This is a genomic window from Bacteroidia bacterium (assembly GCA_019695265.1).
GTDB lineage: Bacteria > Bacteroidota > Bacteroidia > JAIBAJ01 > JAIBAJ01 > JAIBAJ01.
Genome location: JAIBAJ010000152.1, coordinates 1 through 6,091 on the forward strand (window position 1 = coordinate 1; position 6,091 = coordinate 6,091).

At 41.0% G+C, this 6,091-nt stretch carries 6 protein-coding genes; 1 reads left to right on the top strand and 5 read right to left on the bottom strand.

The annotated features are described in order from the left end of the window. Nucleotides 1-184: hypothetical protein (locus K1X82_14420; protein MBX7183303.1), on the top strand; the 184-nt coding region annotated here is incomplete at its 5' end. 560 nt (nt 185-744) lie between these two features. On the opposite strand, the gene K1X82_14425 is transcribed toward K1X82_14420, so the two are convergent. From K1X82_14425 to K1X82_14445, 5 genes are read right to left on the bottom strand one after another with little or no spacing between them, the layout of a single operon-like run. Further along, complete coding sequence (locus K1X82_14425; protein MBX7183304.1) at nt 745-2,178, bottom strand: NADH-quinone oxidoreductase subunit M; 1,434 nt, start codon at nt 2,176-2,178, stop codon at nt 745-747. Between the two features lie 9 nt (nt 2,179-2,187). Continuing rightward, nucleotides 2,188-4,080, bottom strand: a complete 1,893-nt coding sequence (gene nuoL / locus K1X82_14430; GenBank protein ID MBX7183305.1) for an NADH-quinone oxidoreductase subunit L — start codon at nt 4,078-4,080, stop codon at nt 2,188-2,190. Nucleotides 4,081-4,103: 23 nt separating this feature from the next. Further along, entirely contained in the window at nt 4,104-4,424 is a 321-nt protein-coding gene (gene nuoK / locus K1X82_14435; GenBank protein ID MBX7183306.1) for an NADH-quinone oxidoreductase subunit NuoK, read from the bottom strand. A gap of 14 nt (nt 4,425-4,438) precedes the next feature. Continuing rightward, nucleotides 4,439-4,945: an NADH-quinone oxidoreductase subunit J gene (locus K1X82_14440; protein MBX7183307.1), complete on the bottom strand. Its 507-nt coding sequence runs from the start codon at nt 4,943-4,945 to the stop codon at nt 4,439-4,441. Nucleotides 4,946-4,952: 7 nt separating this feature from the next. Continuing rightward, nucleotides 4,953-5,489: an NADH-quinone oxidoreductase subunit I gene (locus tag K1X82_14445; protein MBX7183308.1), complete on the bottom strand. Its 537-nt coding sequence runs from the start codon at nt 5,487-5,489 to the stop codon at nt 4,953-4,955. Nucleotides 5,490-6,091 lie beyond the last annotated feature (602 nt).

Consider the following 6,091-nt stretch of genomic DNA (forward strand, 5'->3'; position numbering starts at 1 on the left):
AGCGTCCATCTTTGACCCATTGCTTAGTTTTTCAGGGAACAGCAAGAGCGGGTGGACGTTTGCTGAGCCTAGTCCCGAAGAAATTTCGGGATGGTTACTTTTTGGGGCAATGCCAACTCACGAAGTGCCCTCTTGGATACCTTTAAAAACAAGCAATCCATCCAAAAAAAGTGACATAAATTAAATTCCTTTGAATATCAAAAAGCTAAACCTTAACTAAAGGTCATTTCCTTGACCAGAATTTCTACGTTTTATATAGCTTATTCCTTTCAAAATTATCTTTGGTCAAAGGAAGGCCAGCCAGTAGTTAGCTGTTTTATTCTAGAAGATTCACTTCTTTTGGAATTTGGGTTAATGCAAAGCATAATTGGACTAATACAGAATTGCTATCGGTACATTCTACCTTTCGGAATGACTAATATGAATAAGAAGGGGCTTAGGTGTTTTAATAGCCTCGGGATAAGAATTTATTCAAATCTGTTAGGGTTAGTAGTTTGGGTGCGTCTCAACCTAATGCTTGGGTTGGCACCCTCGGGCAACGATAGAGGCAAGTAGCCCACAGGAGTGCGCGGCGCTAGCCAAGCACTACGAGGACTACAGCCGAAAGCGTGACCCGAAGCCCGATGCAATATGCCGGAATGATTTACTGCCATCAGTAGGGCGTAGGGGGCCCGCATACCTATAAACCTAAAAAAGAAATTAGCTAAACTTCGAAAACGAAAAGGAATGCTAAATCAATAGATTCTACTTCATCAGTAATTCTACTGCCGGACCGCTGATGTTAGTAAGAAAATTAGGGAAGATACCCGACATGAAAACAACGAAGGCAATTAGACTCAACAATACAAAATCTAATCCTTTGCTATCTTGAAAACCTTTGGAAGATTCGCCTGGTTCGCCCAGCATGGTTTTTTGGTATACATGTAACATATAAACTGCACCCAAAATCATAGTGAGTCCTGCAAATAGTGCTGCACTTGCCTTAAACTTAAATACACCGCTTAATAACAAAAATTCTCCAACAAACCCATTGGTTAAAGGTAATCCAACGCTACCGAGTAGAATAAGTAAGAATAGGGTGGCAAATGCCGGTGCAATGGTACGAATACCTCCAAGGGCCGAAATGGTTCGGGTTCCGGAAATACGCTCTACATAATCAACAACGATGAATAAGCCAACTGCATTAATACCATGGGCAATCATTTGAACTACCGCTCCATCGAGTCCTTGTTGGGTGTTTGAAAATACTCCGGCAGCAATTAATCCGATGTGAGCAAACGATGAATAGGCAATAAGACGTTTAAAATCTGTTTGTACCCAAGCAATTAAGGAACCATAAATAATACCTACTATGGAAAGTACAATAAGCAAATGTCCGTACTCACTAACCGCATTAGGGAACATGGGAATAATAACGCGAATAAGTCCATAAACACCCATTTTAGACATAATACCACTGAGTAACATGGTTCCTTGGGCAGGAGCATTGGTATAGGTATCAGGCTGCCAGGTGTGGAAAGGGAAAATGGGCATTTTAATGGCAAAAGCAATTAAAAACATCCAAAACAAGTTGGTTTGTTGTCCGCTCGACAATGCCACTTTATAGAGGGAAGAAAATTCAAAACTGTTTTCAGGATTAATGCTTCGGAGGTAAACCAGGCCAACCAGCATCAGCAGAGAGCCGGCCAGGGTATAGGCAAAAAATTTCAGGGTAATTTTAAAACGACCTTCACCACCAAACAACAGGCAAATAAAGTAAATTGGAATTAAGGCCAGCTCCCAGAATAAGTAAAAAAGGAAGGAATCGTAGGCAGTAAACACCCCAATTAACGCGCTTTCCATGAATAATACCAACGCATAAAACAAGGCCGGATTGGAATATTTTTCATCCTTGGTTGATAACAAAATAATAGGTACCAGGAAGGCAGTAAGGGCAACCAATAAAATAGAAATACCGTCCATGCCAACATGGAAGTTGGTACCGATTGCCTGAATCCAAGGCAGGTTCAGAGAAAATTGTTCTCCGGCACCGGAATCAAAAGACCAGGCGGCATATTTAGCAAGACCTAAAGTAACGATAGACGCGGCCAAGGCCATAAAACGAGCCGATTTATTGCCTGAAAACCAGGCCAATAAACCACCGATAAAGGGAATTAGTATGAGTAAAGTCGTAATCATGTCTTGTGCTTAGAAAATCACAGTCATTGAAAAAATAAAAGCTATGGCCAAAACCATGGCAATAAGGTAAAATCCAATATGTCCGGTTTGCAATTGACGGATTAATCCGCTTAAGGTTAGGGTAAAAGTTCCACTTCCTTCTACCGCCCCATCGATAATTTCTTTTTCTACGTATTTTTCTGTTTTACCGCTTAACCAGTGTAAAGGCTTAACAAACATGGATTCGTAAATTTCATCCACATAGTACTTGTTATATACCAGGCGTTGGAACCAGGACATTTCGCTCTCATCGGTAGGTAATTCCTTTTTGGTAAGGTAAGTGGTAAATGCCATGAAAATGGAAACTCCAGCCAACAATACTGCAAGTCCCATCAGCATCATTTCGGTAGTATGACTAATATGAGGTTCAAAGGAACGCAATTCGCTTGCTTCAAACACCGGCTTCAGAAAGTGTTTAAGACTTTCGCCTCCACCCAAAACTTCCGGTACATTCAAGAAACCACCAACCACCGACAAAACAGCCAGTACCATTAAAGGTGCGGTCATAACCAATGGTGATTCGTGCAAATGTTCCAATTGGTGTTTTGTTCCGCGGAAAGAACCAAAAAAGGTCAGGAACAACAGACGGAACATGTAGAAGGCCGTTAGCATGGAACCTAGTATACCGAATCCCCAAAGGATTGGGCTTTTGGTATAAACATGCGCCAGGATTTCATCTTTAGAGAAAAATCCGGCAAAGGGTGGTAGCCCCGAAATGGCGATTGTTGCTAATAAGAAAGTCCAGTAGGTAACAGGTATATGGCCTTTCAAACCTCCCATTTTACGAATGTCTTGTTCACCTCCCATCGCATGGATGACGCTCCCGGCACCCAGGAATAACAAAGCCTTAAAAAAGGCATGGGTTACCAAATGGAAAACTCCGGCGGTATAGGCTCCGGCACCCAAGCCAATGAACATATAGCCCAATTGACTAACGGTAGAGTATGCCAAAACCTTCTTAATATCGTTTTGAAACAAGCCGATGGTAGCAGCCATAAGAGCCGTAGCCATTCCGATGATTAGGATAAAATTCAGCGTATCGGGCGAAAGGGTGTACAGGATATTGCTACGGGCAATCATATAAATACCGGCGGTTACCATGGTGGCAGCATGAATAAGAGCTGAAACCGGTGTTGGTCCGGCCATGGCATCGGGTAACCAGGTGTACAAAGGAATTTGGGCACTTTTACCCATTGCACCTACAAACAACAGCATGGTAATGGCAAACAAAGTGGTATTGCCCTTGGTAAAGCCTTCGGCACTTGAAAACACATCGGCATAATTAACCGAACCAAACGTGATCCAAATGAGGAAAATACCCAATATGAAACCTAAATCTCCAATCCGATTCATAATGAAGGCCTTTTTGGCAGCGTTATTATAATCGGTGTTTTTGAACCAAAATCCAATTAATAAATACGAGCATAGTCCTACACCCTCCCAACCGGTGAACATGACAATATAATTGTCGCCCATAACCAGCAGCAACATAAAAAACACAAACAGATTGAGATAGCTCATAAACTGCTGAAACCTGTCGTCGTGAATCATGTAACCGATTGAATATACATGAATTAAGAATCCGATACCGGTAACAACCAACAGCATCATGAGGGATAGCGGATCAATTAAGAAAGAAAAAGGAATTTGTAAATTTCCACTGTGTATCCAATCAAACAAACGGATGGTTTGAGACTCCCCCTGGTTGTTCAAAAACAAAAAGGCCGACAATAAAAACGATCCTAGGATGGTTGAAGCAGCCAATGCTCCGAAAAAGCCTTTGGGTAAGGACTTGGGTAATAAGGCTATTAGCAGGAATCCTGCTAGTGGGAAGATGGGGATAAGCCAGGCAAAATTTTCCATTAATGCGATTGCTGGGGGTTGACTTAATGTTTGATATTGCTAAGAGTTTCGATGTTCACGCTTCCGGTATTCCGGTATATCATGGCCAAAATGGCTAGACCAACTGCTACTTCTGCAGCAGCTACTGCCATAATAAAAAACACAAATACTTGACCTTGTGAATCACCATGGTGTACCGAAAAAGCAGCTAAAAGCAGGTTCACCGCATTTAACATCAATTCGATGCACATAAATATAATGATGGCATTTCTACGAAAAAGAACGCCAAATACGCCAATACCAAATAGCAAACTACTTAGTAAAATGTAATGCGATAATGGCGCTGCAAGTAATAGTTGATTCATGTGGTTATTCCGGTTTAGGAGTTAACGGTTTCTTCTTTCTTTCCCAACATAACTGCACCTACCATAGCAATTAAAAACAGGATGGAAGAAACTTCAAATGGCAACATAAATTCGTTAAACAAGGTTTTTCCCAGGTTTTCAAGTAAACCGATCGAGGTGCTAACATTGCTTTTAACCGGTAAACTATCCGCTCCTTTTACCGATGCCGTGATGACCAACAAAAGCAAACCCGAAGCCAATACCGCAGCAATTTGTACCATCCACGATTTGCCGGGCTCCGAATCTTTGTTCAAATTCATCATCATCAATACATATAAAAACAAAACCATGATGGCCCCTGCATAAACAATGATATGAACCGCAGCCAAAAACTGGGCATTTAATAAAACATAATGTCCGGCAATAGCAAAAAATGTCATTACCAAGTACAAAACACTGTGAACCGGATTTTTGCTACGAACCACCAAGGCGGCAAAAAACACAGCTAAAAACGATAAAAAGTAAAAGAAATAATGTGTCATCCCAATGTTATGAAGTAGCTCTTTGTTTCCGATTGCTTACATCTACCCTTTCTTGAGGCGCAACACCTTCAACCAGGATATCCTTGCCAAACACAAAGCGATCACGCTCAAAATTGGCCGGTGTAATTCGGTCAGTTAAATAAATGGCTTGCTTTGGACAGGCTTCTTCGCACAGTCCGCAAAAAATGCAACGCAACATATTAATCTCATACTTCGCTGCATACTTCTCCTCCCGGTATAAATTCTCCTCTCCCTTTTTACGTTCAGCAGCTTCCATGGTAATGGCTTCTGCCGGACAAGCTACCGCACAAAGCCCACAAGCCGTACAGTTTTCACGACCCTGATCATCACGTTTCAATACGTGCATCCCACGGTATACATTGGAAAATTCCCTCTTTACTTCAGGATAATTAATCGTTACTTTCTTCTTGAAAAGGTGTCGGAAAGTAACAACTAACCCACTGAAAATGGCAGGAAGATAAAGCCTTTCCATCAAAGTCATAGGCTTCTGTTCGATTACTTTGGTGCGATTGGTTAATTGCATGCTTGAAGGTTATACCTTTTTTCGGGCTGCGAAGTTAGCTGAATTGTCCAAAAATTATACGATGGACAATCATTTTAATCGAAAATGTTTTTTAAATTTATTTTATTCCTGATTTAGTCCAAAATCAAGCCCTTTCCTAAAGTTTGGTAAAGTCCGATGCAACAAGCTGTCTATGATTTTTTAATTCCCTTTGCTTCGGCTATCAGCCCCTAGCCCTTCCACTGCTTTACCCCATTCACTATTTTCCCCAATAGCCTTATTCTCTTTTAACCGAAATTAAGACGATTTTCTTCTTTTTCCCACCTTTTTCCCTGTGTTTGTTCCTTTAAATTATTCTAACAACCCTCCTCCAATTTAAACCTTTTTTCTCCCCCTTTGTCAGTATCTTTTTTTATTTTAAACAAGAAGACAAACTTTATTCAGCCAAATATCCCATTTTTGCACCCTTGTCACAGAAAGTCACTTTTAAGCCTACCGAAAAATCCGATTTCCATGCCGAACTTAAACGTCGGGTAAATCGCTATTTCGAAGATAATAAGCTGGATACCAAAGGAAATTTTGCCTTTTATTTCAAAGCTTTCTTCTTTATTTCCCTCTATTGG